The sequence below is a fragment of the Aquimarina mytili genome, assembly GCF_016735115.1.
GTDB lineage: Bacteria > Bacteroidota > Bacteroidia > Flavobacteriales > Flavobacteriaceae > Aquimarina > Aquimarina mytili.
In genome coordinates, this window is record NZ_JAERQJ010000002.1 from 129,437 (window position 1) to 146,202 (window position 16,766).

General features: G+C 31.7%; 21 protein-coding genes. 4 read left to right on the top strand and 17 right to left on the bottom strand.

Features of this window, described 5'->3' with window-relative positions; translation table 11 throughout:
• Nucleotides 1–73 precede the first annotated feature (73 nt).
• From JJQ60_RS05415 to JJQ60_RS05460, 10 genes are all read right to left on the bottom strand, one after another.
• On the bottom strand, nucleotides 74–826 hold the full coding sequence (locus tag JJQ60_RS05415) for a LytR/AlgR family response regulator transcription factor (protein ID WP_201917482.1): 753 nt from the start codon (nucleotides 824–826) through the stop codon (nucleotides 74–76).
• The gene (locus JJQ60_RS05420) at nucleotides 807–1,898 is read right to left on the bottom strand and encodes a sensor histidine kinase (RefSeq protein WP_236669047.1); all 1,092 of its coding nucleotides are present in this window, start codon (nucleotides 1,896–1,898) and stop codon (nucleotides 807–809) included. Before JJQ60_RS05420 ends, JJQ60_RS05415 begins: the two co-directional genes overlap by 20 nt.
• 10 nt (nucleotides 1,899–1,908) lie before the next feature.
• A complete protein-coding gene (locus JJQ60_RS05425; protein ID WP_201917484.1) occupies nucleotides 1,909–2,709 on the bottom strand; it encodes a hypothetical protein in 801 nt (266 codons plus the stop codon).
• Between the two features lie 2 nt (nucleotides 2,710–2,711).
• Nucleotides 2,712–3,128: an ABA4-like family protein gene (locus JJQ60_RS05430; RefSeq protein WP_201917486.1), complete on the bottom strand. Its 417-nt coding sequence runs from the start codon at nucleotides 3,126–3,128 to the stop codon at nucleotides 2,712–2,714.
• Nucleotides 3,129–3,347: 219 nt separating this feature from the next.
• On the bottom strand, nucleotides 3,348–4,259 hold the full coding sequence (locus JJQ60_RS05435) for a helix-turn-helix domain-containing protein (RefSeq protein WP_201917488.1): 912 nt from the start codon (nucleotides 4,257–4,259) through the stop codon (nucleotides 3,348–3,350).
• Between the two features lie 161 nt (nucleotides 4,260–4,420).
• Nucleotides 4,421–5,527, bottom strand: coding sequence for a type 1 glutamine amidotransferase domain-containing protein (locus JJQ60_RS05440; RefSeq protein ID WP_201917490.1), 1,107 nt, complete (start codon nucleotides 5,525–5,527; stop codon nucleotides 4,421–4,423).
• 257 nt (nucleotides 5,528–5,784) lie between these two features.
• Complete coding sequence (nfsB, locus tag JJQ60_RS05445) at nucleotides 5,785–6,438, bottom strand: oxygen-insensitive NAD(P)H nitroreductase (protein WP_201917492.1); 654 nt, start codon at nucleotides 6,436–6,438, stop codon at nucleotides 5,785–5,787.
• A gap of 9 nt (nucleotides 6,439–6,447) precedes the next feature.
• Entirely contained in the window at nucleotides 6,448–7,251 is an 804-nt protein-coding gene (locus JJQ60_RS05450) for an SDR family NAD(P)-dependent oxidoreductase (protein WP_201917494.1), read from the bottom strand.
• Nucleotides 7,248–8,216, bottom strand: coding sequence for an LLM class oxidoreductase (locus JJQ60_RS05455; protein ID WP_201917497.1), 969 nt, complete (start codon nucleotides 8,214–8,216; stop codon nucleotides 7,248–7,250). Before JJQ60_RS05455 ends, JJQ60_RS05450 begins: the two co-directional genes overlap by 4 nt.
• Entirely contained in the window at nucleotides 8,217–8,519 is a 303-nt protein-coding gene (locus JJQ60_RS05460; RefSeq protein ID WP_201917498.1) for a DUF1330 domain-containing protein, read from the bottom strand.
• A gap of 126 nt (nucleotides 8,520–8,645) precedes the next feature.
• Between JJQ60_RS05460 and JJQ60_RS05465 the strand changes: the two genes are divergently transcribed.
• Complete coding sequence (locus JJQ60_RS05465; protein ID WP_201917500.1) at nucleotides 8,646–8,990, top strand: winged helix-turn-helix transcriptional regulator; 345 nt, start codon at nucleotides 8,646–8,648, stop codon at nucleotides 8,988–8,990.
• Nucleotides 8,991–9,071: 81 nt separating this feature from the next.
• Here the strand turns inward: JJQ60_RS05465 and JJQ60_RS05470 are convergent, their stop codons facing one another.
• A complete protein-coding gene (locus tag JJQ60_RS05470; RefSeq protein ID WP_201917502.1) occupies nucleotides 9,072–9,926 on the bottom strand; it encodes a LamG domain-containing protein in 855 nt (284 codons plus the stop codon).
• Between the two features lie 398 nt (nucleotides 9,927–10,324).
• Between JJQ60_RS05470 and JJQ60_RS05475 the strand changes: the two genes are divergently transcribed.
• Nucleotides 10,325–10,549 (top strand): hypothetical protein, encoded by a 225-nt coding sequence (locus tag JJQ60_RS05475; RefSeq protein WP_201917504.1) that lies wholly within the window; start codon nucleotides 10,325–10,327, stop codon nucleotides 10,547–10,549.
• Between the two features lie 178 nt (nucleotides 10,550–10,727).
• Here the strand turns inward: JJQ60_RS05475 and JJQ60_RS05480 are convergent, their stop codons facing one another.
• Both JJQ60_RS05480 and JJQ60_RS05485 read right to left on the bottom strand, forming a co-directional pair.
• On the bottom strand, nucleotides 10,728–11,303 hold the full coding sequence (locus JJQ60_RS05480) for a DUF4251 domain-containing protein (protein WP_201917506.1): 576 nt from the start codon (nucleotides 11,301–11,303) through the stop codon (nucleotides 10,728–10,730).
• Between the two features lie 87 nt (nucleotides 11,304–11,390).
• Entirely contained in the window at nucleotides 11,391–12,029 is a 639-nt protein-coding gene (locus JJQ60_RS05485) for a hypothetical protein (protein ID WP_201917508.1), read from the bottom strand.
• Nucleotides 12,030–12,188: 159 nt separating this feature from the next.
• Here JJQ60_RS05485 and JJQ60_RS05490 point away from each other — a divergent pair, with 159 nt between their 5' ends.
• Nucleotides 12,189–13,562, top strand: coding sequence for an HTTM domain-containing protein (locus JJQ60_RS05490; protein ID WP_201917509.1), 1,374 nt, complete (start codon nucleotides 12,189–12,191; stop codon nucleotides 13,560–13,562).
• 71 nt (nucleotides 13,563–13,633) lie between these two features.
• On the opposite strand, the gene JJQ60_RS05495 is transcribed toward JJQ60_RS05490, so the two are convergent.
• Complete coding sequence (locus JJQ60_RS05495) at nucleotides 13,634–13,855, bottom strand: hypothetical protein (protein WP_201917511.1); 222 nt, start codon at nucleotides 13,853–13,855, stop codon at nucleotides 13,634–13,636.
• A 233-nt stretch (nucleotides 13,856–14,088) separates the two neighbouring features.
• On the opposite strand from JJQ60_RS05495, the gene JJQ60_RS05500 reads away from it, so the two are divergent.
• Nucleotides 14,089–14,676 (top strand): YceI family protein, encoded by a 588-nt coding sequence (locus JJQ60_RS05500; RefSeq protein WP_201917513.1) that lies wholly within the window; start codon nucleotides 14,089–14,091, stop codon nucleotides 14,674–14,676.
• An 18-nt stretch (nucleotides 14,677–14,694) separates the two neighbouring features.
• On the opposite strand, the gene JJQ60_RS05505 is transcribed toward JJQ60_RS05500, so the two are convergent.
• Genes JJQ60_RS05505 through JJQ60_RS05515 form a run of 3 tightly spaced genes read right to left on the bottom strand, consistent with a single transcriptional unit; the run spans nucleotide 14,695 to nucleotide 16,766 of the window.
• Nucleotides 14,695–15,234 (bottom strand): 4'-phosphopantetheinyl transferase family protein, encoded by a 540-nt coding sequence (locus JJQ60_RS05505; RefSeq protein ID WP_201917515.1) that lies wholly within the window; start codon nucleotides 15,232–15,234, stop codon nucleotides 14,695–14,697.
• Nucleotides 15,231–15,485: an acyl carrier protein gene (locus JJQ60_RS05510; protein ID WP_201917517.1), complete on the bottom strand. Its 255-nt coding sequence runs from the start codon at nucleotides 15,483–15,485 to the stop codon at nucleotides 15,231–15,233. The genes JJQ60_RS05505 and JJQ60_RS05510 overlap by 4 nt, the downstream gene beginning before the upstream one ends.
• A gap of 9 nt (nucleotides 15,486–15,494) precedes the next feature.
• Nucleotides 15,495–16,766 carry a beta-ketoacyl-[acyl-carrier-protein] synthase family protein gene (locus JJQ60_RS05515; protein WP_201917519.1) on the bottom strand — a complete coding sequence of 424 codons (1,272 nt, stop codon included), beginning with the start codon at nucleotides 16,764–16,766 and terminating at the stop codon, nucleotides 15,495–15,497.

The following is a 16,766-nucleotide window of genomic DNA, read 5'->3' on the forward strand; positions in this document are numbered from 1 at the left end:
CATGTTTTAGATCATGAAAATAACTGCTTTTTGCTGAAGTATCGTTTTTTATAGTTGAATTGTAATCGATGTATTATTTGTTCATCCATTCTTTAAAATTGCCTGTCTTTTGTCTGCTTACAATAAACTCTTGATCTCTTGGATTTGAAACAGATAGCTTTACTCTATGATTAAAATAAGGTTCTATTTTTTGGATAGACATTTTAGCAACAATCTGACCTCTATTAATTCGATAAAACTTAGTATCATCTAACGAATCAAACAATTGATCCATAGTTTCATCTATAATGTATCGTTTATTATGTGTTACACCAAAAGTAATGCTGTCTTGAGAATACATATATAATAACTCTGAAATCCTGATTTGAACAAAACCACTACCCTCTTTAACAAGTATACCTGATCGTTTTTGAGGCGTTTGAATACTATTGAGAAGCTCTTTTAAAATTACAGGCTCTATAACCTTAGTTTCATTAGATTTTGTAAACTTATGTAATGCGGTCTCTAATTCCTTTTGTTGAATTGGTTTTAATAAATAATCGACACTATTTACCTTAAAAGCTTGAATAGCATATTGATCAAAAGCTGTTGTAAAAATTATAGGTGTAGATACTTCTATCTTCTGAAAAATCTCAAAGCTTAATCCATCAGCTAATTGAATATCCATAAATACCAGATCTGGTGTCGTGTGTTTTTTAAACCATAACACGGCATCTTCAACGGTATCAATAATATCTAATAATTGAAAATCAAAAGTACTTTTATTTAACAGGTTTTGTAACTGACTTGCAGCCCGTGGTTCATCTTCAATTATTAATATTCGCATAGTTTTTCTTTTGATCAGATAGTTTTAATAAGGGTAAAGAAACCATAAATTGATCACCATCATTTTTAATAACTGGCAATGTACTTGATGTTAATGCATATCGTTTTTCGATATTCTTCAATCCAATTTTTGTTGATGGTATTTGTGTAGATTTTGTTTGAATTTTATTTCTTACAACTAAGTGGTTATCTTTTATTTCTACATGTATAATTAAAGGCTTAGCTCTCGAAACTATATTGTGTTTTATAGCATTTTCTATCAAAAGCTGTACACTCATGGGGACTATCATAGCCCCTAATTTAGCTTCTGGAATATTCCAATTCATTTTTAAATTATCTCCAAATCTTTCTGATTGGATATGAATATACGCCTTAACAAATTTTAATTCCTCTCGAAGCGAAATTAAATTGGCATTCCCCGACTCTAATATAAAACGATATACATCTGATAAATTATCGACGAAATCTTTTGCATTTTCTTTAGAATCTTGATCAATAATATCACGTAATGTATTTAAACTATTGAATAAAAAATGGGGTCGCGCCTGATTTCTTAAGGTATCCAATTGCGCTTGAATCATTATTTGTTTTGCCTGTTCTTCTATTCTAATAGATTTTTTTAACCGTACATAATAATATACAGCTTCATATATGGCCATGGTCATAATCGTGATTAAAATAACGGGCAAAAGAACCTTTAATCTTATTGCATGTGTAGAATTAAACCCGAGAAGGGTAAAAATATTTGCAAGCAAAGAACCTCCTATAAAATCAACAAGCAGTATTACACTAATAATAGCAAAAAGAAGGAAAATAATACGCTTAAAATCATCTTTAAAATCAGGATATTTTTTCCGTAAAAAAATCAGAATAAACCTTATGATAAACCAATCACAAACCGTAAAAAATAGAGCAGCAAACCAACCTATAAATACAAGTTCTATAGAACTTCTTTCTGATGGGTCATTAAATAAATAGTTGGTTATAATACTTATAATAAGAATACCTATAACCGTAAACCAAAGATCATTAAACCCTAAATATTGTATGCGTTTCTTTTTGTCGATTAACATTATGGTTTAATTATAAGCTTATTAATGGTATCCCTTGTTTGGCTTGATAGAATGTAAATCCAATCCATGAAGCATATGCTACCCCAAAAATAGTTACAGCAATAATCTGGTTTCTACTTGTGGTTTTCCATGTATTGGATAGCATTAATGCGAATAACGGAATTATTTGTATGCCATGCAACCCAAAAAAATGGGCTATCCTCAAATCTCCACCAACAGTACTCCAATTAACCAATGGTAGTCCATTTCCTCCATCTGGTGTTCCAACATTATGAGACAATTGATTTATCATTTGCCCTCCTACCCAACTACCAACAACAATAATAATCCAACCTAACAATATAGCCCATTGAATAGATTTGTTTGTGTTTAATTTTAAACGAATTGTATCAAATATAAACAAGATCATAATGATAACATTAATCGCTATTAAAATACCCATTGCGGCAAAGAGCAAACCATCAAATAAACTAGAGCTATTATAATGAGATTTTACCCCTCGGGACGCTTGAAGAACAATAATACCTATCTCTATAAACAATGTCCAGGAAACAATAGCATTAAGAATGTTTTTCTTTTTTTTGGAATAAGGATATAATGTTATCAGATATCCTACGGTTAAAATATAAATAGCTCCAGAAATTGAAAATTTTAATGGTTTAATCCATACATTAACACCTACCAAAGTTCTATCATCAATAAAAAGTCCAACAATACATACAACGGCTAATATTAGATGGATGATAACGATTCCATAAAGTATTGGACTTTCCTTTTTTACTGTACTAAATACGTGCTTTAAATTGGTCATAATTACTTCTTTTTAAAGGTTCTAATAATCATGAACAGTAGGAAGCCTATAGGCCCGAACATAAATGTGGCAAATAAACAAGGAGCCATTATGAGTTGATGAATTTCAAGTTTCTTGTTTTGATCTAACATCCACATACCTACTATAAGGTCGAAAGCAAGGTAATGCACCCAGCCAGCCAAAACAGCATTTTCTTCGGTAAACAATTTCATGATCGATGCTAAGCTTCCAAAATCCATCATTCCTCCTATTTGTATAGCGTTAAGAATATAAATCGCATACACCAAGGATAACACTAACGGAATTACTTTATAATCCATTAAGAGTTTTGTCACCTTCCATTTAGGTAATAAGATCATTAAAACCCACATAGGAGTTGTAATCATACCTGCTATTGAAAAAATTGTTGCTGGAGTCATATTTAACTATTTAAAAAGTTATTAGGTATATTTATAGCCAAATATGGTATTCATAAAAAGAATACGAAATCAAATTATTTTGAATCGTCGTATTGTGTTCTTGAATTGTTATTTCTTTTTTTGACACAGTCCTTTTTCGCACCTATTTATTGAAGAACATTGACGATTGTGTGTGTTTATAAGATCGTTTTACAAAGAAGAATCAATTTAAAGTCTTGTTTAAATACTATTAGATTTCTTGAATGAAGATGGTGTTATGCCTTCAAACTTTTTAAAAGCTGTATTAAATGAAGATAGACTATTAAAACCAGAATCAAAAGCAATAGCCGATATCGTATAGTTTTTACTATCTAAAAGCATTTTTTTTGCTTCATTAATCCTGTACTGATTAATAAAATCATTAAAATTTTGTTTCGAATATTGGTTAATCACTTCAGAAGTTTTTTGGGTGCTCCTATTTATTAACTTACCAATGCTTGAAAGAGATACATTAGGTTCTAAATATAATTTATCGTCTAAAATTAGTTTTGATATTTGCTTAAATAATTGGATGTCATCATTCTTTCTAAAAACATTGCCATCAATATCGGTTACTTTAAGTTTAAAAGCTTTAAAACTCAAAAAATAGACGACCATTGAATACATGATTGGGCCAGCTATATAGGGTACAGTATCTTCTATTATGTTTAAAAAATATGACACCCATATAAAGACAAAACCAATAATTAATACTCTTAACCACACAATTATTGCTTTCTGGGATTTTGTTTGTAGTTCTTTAGGATAACCTTTCTTTACTTTTTTTAGTTGCCGATAGGCCACAAAAATATGAAAAGCAAAATGCAGATAAATAAAAATAAGAACACTGGCAAATACAATTATAGCTTCTTTATTATTGCTATCAAACCAGTTTTTAGTAACAAAAAAACTGGACAAGAATAATAGAGCAAATGGCACTAACTCCAAAAAATAATATTGCGGTAATTTAAAATCGACTTGCGTCATTCCTGCAACATACCATCGCAGTAATGGGCCTATTAAAAGTAGAAAAGCCAATCCGGCAAAAATGAATATTGGCTCTAAATCATTACCAAAATTAAGCATTACAGACTTTCCTATTCTAAAAGCCATGAAAATTAGAATTAATGCTAAAATATAATTGCTAGTTGTTCTCTTCTTTTTAAAAAAACATAAATATACAGCAAATGCAAGACCATGTAAAAGTCCTGCACTGCTTATAATAATTAGAAGTATATCTAAAAAACTCAAGTTATGTTTTTTTTCAAATGTAACTAAATTTCCTTGTTCTTAGGTTCACAATTTTTCGCAAAAGATACTAATCCAATCATATTAAAAAACTGCCCCACTTCGCCTTTCATAGCTGCAATTATACCGTGTTTTGCTATTAATACTCTATTAACGGGTTTCTTTTCTTTTACTAATAGGGTTTCAATCATTTGCTTTGCTTTTTGTTTGCCGTTTGTTTTATAAGCAGATAGAACTTGCACTGCATTTTCTTCATCGGTCCTTTCTCTATATTTTGGTGTATAACCTAATTGCTTGACCATATGTTCGGCTAACTTCCAAGTTGACCAAGGGTTTTGACCTGTTATAAGGTTTTTATCATGACTTATTTTTTCTAAATACATAGCACCTTCATTAAAATTGGCACCTTGCTCTACTATTTTATCTTGTAATAAAAAAGGAAAGATGGATTTTGCATCAGCTATTAAGAGTAATTCCTCTTTATTTGTAAATCCGCTTACTTTTTTATTCGCTAACAGTGGACGTCCGTTATCCAATATTACATTAACCAAAGCGGCTGGACCATGACAAACAGCACCGATTACTTTGTTGTTTTGATAATAATTTTTGACTATAGTTTGAATTGTTTTATTATTTGGAAAATCAAACATGGCTCCTTTTCCTCCAGCAAAAAAGATGGCTTTGTAATCTTCTGCGATAACATCTTCTATTTTAATCGTATGACTAGCTTTGTATTGTGCGATTGAATCGTTTAAAAACGCAAAATCGTATACCCCCATATCTTCATCATCAATAACAACAGGTGGGTTTCCTCCTTTTGGACTTGCAATATCTACTTCAAAACCGTTGGCTTCAAAAGTATAATAGGCTCGTGCTAATTCTGATAGTTCATATCCAGTACTTTTATCCGTATTTCCCATTACGTCTGTACTTGTTACTACTGCCAATATTTTACCTCTTGTTGGTACAATATCTTCAGATAAATATGATAATTCCTGGACTAAAGTCGATTTCACATTGATATCCCTAGGTGGAATTAAACTTTTAAACCAGAATCCAAAAGAAACGATAACTACAATCAAACTAACAAAAACAATGGCTACCCATTTAAGAATTCGATATTTTTTAAACATAACATTCATTTTAATTTCTTGGCTAAATAACAACAAGACTTCTATAAATGCTGTTCAAATGATAATTCCGTCAGAGTAAAAGATTATTTTGGAAGTGAAATAAAACATAACATTCAGTACAAATTATCCTTCCTCAATAGTATTACAGTGGTTCATTTAAAAAAAACGAGAACTCAACAAAATTGAGTTCTCGTACACTAAAATATTACCAAGGTCCTAGCCTATATTTTAGTCAAAATTCCATGTGGTAAAAAAACTTATATAATTGTCAAAATTTCATCTTGCGATAAACGAGACTTTGGCAATTTTGCATTAAAATCAGAATCTTTACGGTACCCTAATGCGACTATAGTTATTGCTGTAAACCCTTTTTCACGTAGGCCAAATTCTTCATCAAAAGCTTTTAAGTCAAAGCCTTCCATTGGTGTTGCGTCAATACCTAAAGTTGCAGCTCCTAATAAAAAACCTCCTATGTTTAAATACACTTGTTTCTCCATCCAATGTTGAAAATCTTTGATATCATAACGATGAATATTTGCAAAAATATTTCTTGCTCCGTACGTTTGCTCTTTAAACTCTGGCTTGGCATAGCGACCATCTTCATCTTCTTTATCAGCTAAATGTCGCATATATATGTCATCTGCTGATGTACGAGCACAAAATGCCACAACATGGGATGCATTTAATACTTTGGGTTCATTAAAAACGAAAAAACCTTGTGTGCCTTTGGTAAAACGCTTTTTCCCTTCTTCAGTTTTTGCAATAACAAAATGCCAAGGTTGTAAATTAGTACTTGAAGGACTCATTTGAAGTAACGTTTTTAATTGTTCCAAGTCTTCTTCTGAAATTTTTTTTGTTGGGTCAAACTCTTTGGTTGTGTAGCGCCAGTTTAATACTTCTGTTAAATTCATTTTATAGTATTAGTTTATTATTTCTTCTGTTTTATTAATCAATACAGTTATTTTATCTTCATCATATGCATCTTGATGTGCTGGACCGAATGTACCTTTCGGGCTTCCTTTGTCGTTATTAAAATATTTTCCTGTTATACCATTATATGCTGCAGAAACCGCTAAATCAAATAGTATATCAGAGCCTTTGGTTGCTGGAGACCAATGTTGTCCGTAAGCTTCGGCAACCATTCTCGTATTTAGTAATGAACCTGGATTTACCGCAATTAAGGCAACTTTATTTTGTTGATTTGCTAAATAGAAACTCCACATCGTTAAAGCTAATTTGCTTTGAGCATATGCCGAGTTTACATTAGAAATCTGAACTCCTCCAACCGCTTCTAAAGAAACTGGTGATTGTGCAGCAGAGCTTAAATTAATAATTCGTGATTCTTTTCCAAGTTCTAATAAAGGCATTAAAGATTTGGTTAATAGATATGGAGCAAGATAATTTACTACCATACGAATATCACCATATTTAGTATGACCATTAGAACTTTTAAAAACTCCGGCATTATTGATAAGTACATCTATTTTTGAAAGCTTTGCTTTAATTTCGTCAGCCATTGATTTCACATCTTCTAAATTTGAAAAATCTGCTGCAAAACCCTCAATATTTGGGTTATTAGATGTTTGTTTTATTTCTAAAATTACATTAGCCAATTTTTCTGGGCTTCTTCCGTGAATATATACATTATGACCATTATTCGCGAGCTTGATGGCTGTTAGCTTTCCTATTCCATCTGTACTTCCAGTGATTACTATAGTTTTCATAATTTGATTTCTTCTTTTATTTCCTCATGAAAATGAGGCAATACCTCTTCCGCAAGTTTTTCTAATGTTTCTTCAATTTTACTTGAATTAAAACGTAAATTCAAGGCAACATGATTAACTCCAATAGTCTTTAAGTTCTGAAAATATTCGATTAAATAATTTGCACCTGTCCTGAACCCTAAATGAATTGGTTGCGGCTTAAAATCATCATTTGCTTGTAAATCTATATATAAAGGTTGCATAAAAGGTTTACTGCTTCCATGTAGCATTAACTCACGCCACTGCGCAATAGTATATTGCTGTTGTAACGGATTTCTTGGATAATACATCCAACCATCTCCATTTTTAGCATTCCATTCTAAAGATTGCTGACTATACCCTGTAACCAACATTGGAATTTTATGGGTAAAAGCTTTAGGTAAAACATCAATATGTCCTTGTAAATTTCCGAACGAATTGCCTTTTAGAACAGGAAAACTATCTTGTACACTTCTGATATACTCAAAACTTTCTCTAAAGATTTGTCCACGTTTTTCATATTCGATATTCATTGCTGGGTATTCATCGTATCTGTCACCGGAGGCTATACCAAGAATTAATCTTCCATCAGATAATTGATCAATAGTAGCAGCCGATTTTGCCACATGAACAGGATGATGTAATGGTAAAGCAATACTCGAAACCCCTAATGCGATTTTTGAGGTTTGCCCTGCTAAGTATCCTAAATATGTAAAAGGGTCATACGTTTGTCCTGCATCACCAAAAGATGGAACATGAAATGGAACATCACGCACCCAAAGTGCTTTAAAACCTAATTCTTCAATGAGTTTAACGCGCTCCAAATGCTTTTCCATTTTTGGAATAGGACTATTGGCATAATTTTCTATAGGAATAACCACACCAATACTCAAACTATTGTGTTGAAATGTGGTATTAAAACCTTTATTTATTTGTTCAAATCGCATTTAAGCTAAATCGTCCTTCTTTTCAATTAAATAGTGATGACTTATAGAACCTTTTGTACGTGCCTCTAAATGTGGTATATACTCTGGGTCTTTCATGAAATTTTCTGCAGCTTCTTTTGATGGCCATTCTAAAATAATACGCAAGGCGGCAGGTTGGTCATCACCTTCTATTTGTTCATGGGTAGCAGTTCTTGCTAAATACTTTCCTCCATGTTTTGAGGCAATTTTTCCTGAAACTGCGACATAATCTTTAACCCAATCCGTATTTGTTGGTGTTACATCTAATACTGAATAGTAACTCATAATTATTTATTTAAATTTTAAATATTATTACTATAATTTTTATAGTTACAAAATTAAGTATAGTTTTGCTACTGCACAATAACGGTCAAAAAGGATAGTATAAAAAAAATAATAAAATTTAATAGAATGCACACATATAAAGGTAAAGAATACCCTTGTTGCACGAGTTTAACAATGGGAATTATTGGTGGAAAATGGAAAACAGTAATTCTATATCATCTTATCGATGGAACATTACGTTATAATGAATTACGAAAAATTATGCCAACTGTAACTGAACGTACGTTGAGTTTGCAACTTAAAAACTTGGAGGAAGATGGTATTATTAATAGAAAAGTTTATACAACTAAACCTCCTTTAAAAGTAGAATATTCTTTAACTGATTTAGGAAAAACACTCATCCCAATATTACAATCTATTGCAAATTGGGGAGACTTTGTGGTCGAGAATTATTCTGCTAAGACAGTCTAGAAGTTCGATCCATACAAATAAAACTCTATACAATTTTTACCATTCTACATATATTAATATAAGAGACTCTTGAAATACGTTTTATTTAAATAACGCTTTTATTCCATTTTTTAGTTCAAAAACCAATTTTACTTCTTCAAGATCTAATGGTTTGTCAAAAACAGTGAGTTCATCCATCAAACCAATATATCCTAAACCTAACATAATTTTTCCTTTTTCTGCTTCCCATGTAAATGGATCATTAACATCTTTTATAGCACCCTGAAATTCGCCATTTAAATATAATTTGAATATAGATTTTGTTGTATTTACTTTTGAAAAAGTAATAGCAATGTATGTCCATTTTCCTTGCTCAAAGGGAGGTTTATTTACGGTAACTGTACGTTTTTTCCATTTGGTTTCATCATCTATGTTTTCTGGATTCCAAACGTTTAAGTCTCCCATGGCACCTAATCTAAACTTTCTTGGATCATCATCTGTAAAATCAACCCACAAGGCTGCATCATTATATCTAACATCTGTAACACATATTGGATCGCAATAACCTGGAGCCAGATCTTTGTTTGGATCTAATTTCAGCCAAAATGATACGGTACCGCTCCATGATTTGCTGCTATACCCTACATTTTTATATGCCTTATAAAAAATAGCAGAAGTGTTTTTATTTTTAAAGTGAAGGGCATCTCCAATAAGGCCTTTTGTTTTTGCCAAAACAACATCAGGCGTATGCAAACCCATTTTGGCATTAGCTGCTTTTTTATAGTTTTCGGCTGTATACAACATTCCATCACCAGCAGATATGTCCGCAGATAATTTTTCGTCAAAAGAACTGTAAAAAAGTACATGATCTTTTAATTGTTTGTTTTGTGAATAAGAAATACTAGTAAATAGAAAAATGAATAAACTAGATATCGATAAAAACATATTTATTTGCATTTTTTTGATTTAAGATTAATATTTAAAATATCCATACCCCTATTGTATCTATTAAAATCATTCTTATCATTTAATAAATCGAATTCACATGAATCTATCAAACGCCATTCAATGGTCGAAAAAGCGTGAATTGCTTCTCTATCAAGTATTGAAATTTCTATAATTCATAAATCTAAAATGAATAGTTAGGTGTACACAGTTTTGAAATTGATATTAATAAAATTATAATTGAAATAATTTCAGCTATACTTTATCGGGTTGGAAACCCAAAGCAATAGTTAATTTTTGTTTAATATTCACTTAAAAAAAGTAAACAAAATATATATATTTAATTAGTTTTACTTTTGTACATATTAATTTTAAAACTTTCCATACACCACTTTGTTAAAAATTGTGCTATGAAACTAATAGAAACTGCCCTAGAATTTGAAAATCGAAAGATGTCTAATATGACAACCAGTGATAGAGTTGCTGCGTCTAGAGAAGCCAAGTCACTAATATTAGGTATAAATGAAGTTTATAAGAAAACAGGAGACTCGGATTTAATGGATCTCATGAAACGACTGACCGAAAAGAAAAGAAAGATAGAAAAAAGATTAAAAGGAATGCAAAGTTCTATTTAGTAGTACTATTAATCATCACCACACTGTTAATGACCTATAATATAAAAGCATACGAAAAATAAAGAGGTTATATACGATCTGGAAGGCAAGCCTTTTTCAATTGTTTTAAGGTGTTAAAAATAAAAGGTAGCAGAGTATCATGTAAAGTACTTGCATTTTACCCCATTAAATAACCTAGTTACTGTATGGTTACTGTGCTTTCTGGTGGCAACTTTGTTTTTGAGACCGTACCCCTATACGATATCGTTGTTCTATAAACACTGTTGATATCTATTGTACTATTCAAATTTGGAAATAGGGTTACATAAACTTCATAGGTATCACGATCTGTTTTGGCTGCAAAATAGATTTGATACGTTTGCTTTTTATTATTTTTTATGATTTTAATTTCATCTGGCTTTCCATCATATTCAATTGCAGCATCAGATCGATTATAATTTGTAGCAATTCGTTGTTCTCCAAAATATGGCAGATACATTGAAATACTATCGCCATGCATTTTTAAGTAATTCGGATTTCCAATTAAATTTATATTGCTAACGGTACTTCCTGGTGGTAATAACCCACTATTTGCAAAACTGGTAATGCTATTAGTAGTTAATGGGTTTGCCCAAAGAGACTCTATTTGAAATGTTTTTTTAGCAACGATATCATCCAATGCTTTGATTTGTGCTTCTGTAATTATATTATTCTTTGCACCACTACAGCTAAGTAATAAACAGCATACAATCGTTAAAAATATTATGTTTTTCATAGTAATTATTCCCTTTAATTCTTTTTTAAATTACAAAATTTAAAAACACCTTTCTTATTTTTAACGTATCATTAATGCCCGTCTCATTTAAAACTTCAATGTTCCTTTTATCGAAAATGCGTCTGGGTTGGAAAAAGGCGATAAATTGGTTGCATTAATATAAAAATCCTTTTGCACCTCCATCGTGAAATAAGAATTTACGTCATACCCTATCCCATTAATTGATCTATATTGTGTAGGAATGTTAGGAATCGGTAAAAGATCTTTATAAACAACTCTGGTCCACTCTATTTCTCCTCCAGAAAACAAATAGGTATTATTAGAAATATATCGTTTGGCTATTAATGCTGATTTAAAAACGTTAACAATAGGATAAACATCATACTGCCCTCTTACTTCAAGAAAGAGATTTGAGCTAACTCTGTAGTTAATTACAAACTTAGAGTGTTTTTCAGGATTTGTTGGCTCCATATATGAAACTCCGCTTGTGGTTAATCTAGGCTCTTTAGGAGCTATGTTTTCTTGCTCTTGGGCCTCTATTCTATCAATACCTATAAAAGCCAAGAATAAGATGATCATAAAAGCTAAAAATTGATGCTGGGCGAAAATTTTTACTCGATTATCGAGATTTAAACGCTTCGAAGTTTGCCTTGAAATCAAAATTATTTTCCAACTGATGCCTCGTGGGTTTGTCCCAAGGTAGTTTACTATGCAACTTTTTTTCATCTTTTCCTTTTTTTGGTTGGATTCAATTAAAAGACGTTGCAAAAATAGGTGCGTTACAGCCTTATTTTTTAGAAGCTAACTTGAATATTTATAATTTGTATTTTGTATTCTTGTACTATTATACAAAGAAAAAGGTATACACCTCCTAATTAGAACACCATGTCTTTTGGAATAAAAAACTTAAAATTTCTTTTCAACCAGGTTGATATTTCTAGTATTGTTTTGTTCAGAATTGCTTTTGGATTTATAATGTTTATAGAAGTTTTGAGGTATTTTGATCATAATTGGATTTCCCGTTATTGGATTGATGTCAATACTAATTTTCCATTTTGGCCATTTTTATCCTTAAGACCGCTTGGTGGTGATGGTATGTATTTTCTTTTTATTCTTTTAGGAATACTATCAATCTTTATTATGATAGGCTTCTTATATCGCATAAGTATTACGCTTTTCTTTATGAGCTTTACCTATATGTTCTTACTTGAACAAGCTCGATATCTAAACCATTTTTATCTAATTGTTTTACTAAGCTTTGTTTTGATATTTATTCCTGCTCACAAAAGTTTTTCTTTAGATACCTTATGGCAAAAGCATATACGATCTAAATACATTTCGCTTTGGTGTTTATGGCTTATACGCTTTATGATTGGAGTTCCATTTTTCTTTGGCGGAATTGCAAAAATAAATCCTGATTGGTTAGCTGGACAACCCTTGCAAATGTGGTTATCTGATGATACTGATTTTCCTCTTATTGGTCGTTTTTTCACAGAAAAATGGATGATTCTAATTATGTCATATTCGGGATTGCTTGTAGACATATTATTGGTTCCCATGCTTTTATTTAAGCGTACCAGAATTTGGGGATTTTTGATAGGAGTTTTATTTCATCTCATGAATTCAAAATTGTTTACCATCGGTATTTTTCCTTGGTTTATGATCGCATCTACAACAATATTTTTCCCACCAAACTGGCCAAGAACGGTGTTGAACAAAATTTTAAGAAAAAAATGGCTGCAAAATGATACGATCGTAAAACCAAAAAGCGCTGTCGTTGTAAAATCTGAAAAGCACACAATTATAGCATTAAGTATCTGGGTGCTGCTCATGATTTTTATACCATTACGACATTTTTTAATTCCAGGTAACGTTAGTTGGACCGAAGAAGGACATAAATACGCCTGGCATATGAAATTAAGGTCAAAGAAAGGGAAAGGCGTATTTATTGTTAAAGCAAAAGATAATAGTTTTACTGACACATTAGTGCTATCAAAACAATTACCAAGATGGCAGTATAGAGTTGCCGTTACAAAACCATCTATAATTTGGCAAATTGCAAATTTAATTCGAAGAGATTATTTAAAACAAGGAAAAGAGGTTGCTGTGTATGCAGATATTAAAGCAAGATTAAACGGAAGGCCGTATCAACAATTTATTGATCCAGAAGTAGATATTTCTACAGAACCTTTTCCTATATGGAAAGCAGATTGGATTGTGCCATTATCTTCTGCATTACCTACCCATGCACCTCAATAACGAAACACACCAATAGTAATACGCGATCAAAAAATCGGTAAGGATAGTAAAATACAATTCACGAAACTCATTTAATTAATATTCTCTTCACCTTCTTCTAAATCATCTGATGCAAATAATTCTCCATTACCTGCAATAGCAAACTGATCTCTTTTGGAACCATATCCAAAGTTGGATGAACGTCGATATTTGTTTTGGAAGTCCGCAAAGCGTCTTTTTCTCGAAGTTTTTTCTTTTTTACTCATAATTCTAAAACTTTTAGAGTGATTACTTGGCTGACGATCGTTTACCATTCTAATTTATTACTTTTTTTTATTTTAATCTACTCATTTGCTTCACTTTATATTTATTTTATGAAAATAGGCACTACGAATGGAGCTCAAAATTATATTTTAAAAAATGAAAGTGATAGCACGAAAATCCCTTAACAGAGAAGGATATCCTCTTCTATACTATTATGATTTATGCAAAACCCTTGGAATGATTCTTGATAATTTTTACCTTTAAAACAATTAAAATATACCCCATGAAAGTTTTTCTTAATATTCTACTTACTGTAATTATTACACAAGGTTTCTGCCAGGATCTTACTCCAAATACAACGGGTTTAAATACTAATCCAAATTCGGAACTATCCTTAATTAATGATTTTAAAGGTTTGGATATTGATATAGAAAACTCAAAAGTAACCTTCGATTTTATTCATGAAAACACCTCGGGTACTATTAGCGGATTAGATTTTAGAATTGATTTTAACCCCAGTGATCCTGAAAATGCCGTTTTTAAAGGCTCTGCTCTAGTAAAAACAATCGATACAGATAATTTTTTAAGAGATGGTCACTTGATGTGGGAAAAATTCTTTTACAAGAAAAAATATCCAAAAATCACATTTACCAGCACACAAGTTGTTGAATTTGAAAACAATACTTTTAAAGTTATAGGAAACCTTACCATAAAAGGTATCCAAAAAGAGGTCATAATCACTTTTAACCTTAATGATAAACTATTATTAGGCAAAACTACCATCCACACTAGTGATTATGGAGTGAATATTTTTGATGAACGCCAAAAGAATGAGCTAGATATACAGTTTCATTTTCCGATTCTTAAATAAAAAGAATACGATTGCATCTTATACATTCAGAATAAATGCAGAATACATCCCATGGTTTGATATTGAAATCTGAATATCACTTTCTTTTTTGTTTATATACACCATAGGAATCCTATTTGTATCTTTTTGTATAAAAATTGATGCCTGGATATTTAATTTTTGACGAATACTTTGTGTTAAGGATTGGTATATATCTGTATCTTTTTTACATATTGAAGAATAGTAATTATTTCTTGGAGATTTTGCGGTAGTATGTATATAATATTGTGTCATCTCTGATTCAGTATAATATAAGTGACGATCAATACTGACCATACCGTCTAACGCACATTTAAAATCTTTAGGGTTAAGTTTTGGAGGCAATGAAAAACGTCTTTGATGCCCCTTATATGCCGCCTCTTTCATACTCCAAAACAACCATACTTGTAGTTCAGGATCTTTTGAGGATAGAATATATTTTTGTTCTGTAGTTGTAAAGATTTTTTGTAACCAGCCTTTTCGTTGCCAATTACTTTGTTTTTTGGCTAATTGTAGATCTATAATATCATTACCAATCATTTCGAAGCTAATTTACCTTCAATAACTTCTAGAGAAGCTTTTACGGTCAGCATTTTTTCCATAGCCTCGTTATCAATCTCAATATCAAACTCATCTTCGACATCTAAAACAACATCTACCAAATTGGCCGAATTAATCTCAAGATCTTTAATGAAATCTGTGTCTTGATTTAGATTCTTAAATCCTTCTTGGTTTTGTACATAAGGTTCTATGATTGTTTTTAATTTGGCTAGCAATTCTTCTTTTGTCATAAATATGTTTTAATACTTTTTAAAGATAACACAAGCATTTACATCTCCAAATCCAAAACTAGCTTTTGCGATAATATTTGGAGAAAAATTGATTGTTTTTGTTGGAATACGATCCCTAGGTACTAAAGAAGCTATCTCTGGATTAAGATCTTCGCAATTTACATTTCCAAAAATGAAGTTTTCTTTAAGTTGTAGTACAGTAGCGACACTTTCAATACTTCCTGAAGCTGCAAGACAATGACCAACCATACTCTTCAACGAATTGATATACGGAAAATCGTTTCCTTTTAGACCTAATGCTTCACACCAATTTTGTATTTCGGCACTATCCTTTGTTGTTGCTGTTAAATGCCCATTTATAGCATCAATATCTTCAGGATAAATTCCAGAGTTTTTGATCGCACTTTGTATACAATGTTGAACGGCAATACTATTAGGAGCAGTCATACTTCCACCATTACGCTGCCCACCACTATTTATAGTGCCTCCAAGAATTTCGGCATATATGGTCGCACCTCTTTTTTGAGCGCTATCAAGACTTTCTATTACCAAAGCTCCTGCTCCACTTCCGGGTACAAATCCACTGGCAGATGCACTCATTGGTCTTGAAGCTTGAGTTGGGTTATCGTTGTATTTATAAGGTAAAATACGCATGGCGTCAAATCCTCCCCATACGTAAGGTCCACTATCACTTGTACTACCCGCCAGAATAACTTCGGCATTACCTGAGGCAATGCGATCATAGGCCATCAAAATAGCTTCGGTTCCTGTACTACATGCAGAGGAGTTTGTTGTTACTATGTTGCCGCAACCCAACTTGCCACCTAAAAATGCACTAATACCACTGGCCATAGTTTGAATTACAGTATTACTCCCCAATCGTCTTACATTACCCTCATCCACTTTATAAATTGCTTCACGGAATTTATCCACACCAAGAATACCTGTTCCAAAAATCACGCCCGTGTTCCATAAAGGAGTTTCAGAATTAGACACATAAAATCCCGCATCTTTCCAAGCATCAACTCCAGCAATTACCCCATATTCCATCCCGGTTGCTTTTAAACCTCGAAGCTCAACACTATTAAAGTAATTGTTTAGGTGTTCTTCTTTATAAATAGGAAAACCAGCAATTTGGCACGAAAAAGATAATTCTTTAAGTTGTTTAATAAGACGAATACCGCTAGTACCTTTCTGAATTGAACTTTTAAATTCTGAAATGGTCATTCCATTTGGAGATGCTATTCCCAATCCCGTTATAACAACTCGTCTTCTATACAT